This window comes from Streptomyces sp. SPB074 (assembly GCF_000154905.1).
GTDB lineage: Bacteria > Actinomycetota > Actinomycetes > Streptomycetales > Streptomycetaceae > Streptomyces.
The window spans coordinates 1,536,389-1,537,694 of sequence record NZ_GG770539.1 but is presented as its reverse complement, the minus strand read 5'-3'; the positions used below and the strand labels follow the sequence as shown (position 1 = coordinate 1,537,694).

At 74.3% G+C, this 1,306-nt stretch carries 2 protein-coding genes; both read left to right on the top strand.

Annotated features, from left to right (window positions below; genetic code table 11):
• Positions 1–47 precede the first annotated feature (47 nt).
• The gene (gene dapB, locus SSBG_RS06100; protein WP_008745331.1) at positions 48–800 is read left to right on the top strand and encodes a 4-hydroxy-tetrahydrodipicolinate reductase; all 753 of its coding nucleotides are present in this window, start codon (positions 48–50) and stop codon (positions 798–800) included.
• A gap of 9 nt (positions 801–809) precedes the next feature.
• A complete protein-coding gene (locus SSBG_RS06095) occupies positions 810–1,283 on the top strand; it encodes a hypothetical protein (protein WP_008745330.1) in 474 nt (157 codons plus the stop codon).
• Positions 1,284–1,306: the final 23 nt, after the last annotated feature.

Here is a 1,306-nt window from a genome sequence, read left to right as displayed (position 1 = left end):
CCCGACCTGCCCGCCCCGGCCCCGTACGCACCCGGAGGAAACACCACATGAGCAAGCTGCGCGTCGCCGTCATCGGCGCCCGGGGCCGGATCGGCTCCGAGGCCGTCCGCGCCGTCGAGGCCGCCGAGGACCTCGAACTCGTCGCCGCGACCGGCCGCGAGGACCCGCTCTCCGCGCTCACCGACGCCGGCGCCCAGGTCGCCGTCGAACTGACCAGCCCCGACGCCGTCATGGACAACCTCGCCTTCTGCCTCGACCACGGCATCCACGCCGTCGTCGGCACCACGGGCTGGACGGAGGAGCGCCTGACCGGGGTGCGCGAGCGGCTCGCGAAGACCCCCGGCACCGGCGTCCTCATCGCCCCGAACTTCTCCCTCGGCGCCGTCCTGACGATGAAGTTCGCGCAGATCGCCGCGCCGTACTTCGAGTCCGCCGAAATCGTCGAACTGCACCACCCGAAGAAGGCCGACGCGCCCTCCGGCACCGCCGCGCGCACCGCGCAGCTCATCGCCGCGGCCCGCGAGACCGCCGGGAGCGCCCCCATGCCGGACGCGACGCGCACCGCGCTCGACGGCGCGCGCGGCGCCTCGGTGGACGGCGTCCCCGTGCACTCCGTACGCCTGCGCGGCCTCCTCGCCCACCAGGAGGTCCTGCTCGGCGCCGAGGGCGAGACCCTCACCATCCGGCACGACTCGCTGCACCACAGCAGCTTCATGCCGGGCATCCTGCTCGGCGTACGCCGCGTCGTGGAGACCCCAGGGCTCACCTTCGGCCTGGAACACTTCCTCGACCTGAGCTGAGCGGAACCGATGCGCGCCAAGCTGACCTACGCGGTCACCGCCCTCGTCCTCGTCTTCTACTTCGTCCTCGCGGGCGAGCGCGGCATCCTGCTCATCCGGCAGGGCACCGCGGTCACCGTGCTCCTCGGCGTCGCGGTGCTGATCCTGCCGCTCATCGGGATCTGGTTCCTGTGGCAGAACACGCGCTTCGTCACGCGTGCCAACGCCCTCGCCGCGGCGCTCGACGCCGAGGGCGGCCTCCCGCCCGACGAACTGGAGCGCACCCCCTCGGGCCGCATCGACCGCGCCTCGGCCGACGCCGTCTTCGCCCGCCGCAAGGCCGAGACCGAGGACGACCCCGACGACTGGCGTTGCTGGTTCCGCCTCGCCGTCGCCTACCAGGACGCCCGCGACACCCCCCGCGCCCGCAAGGCCATGCAGCACGCCCTGCGCCTGCACGACCGCGAGCGCGCCGCCGCGCCGTCCCCGGGCCACCGGGACTGACCCGGCGCGCCGACGCGGGGAGG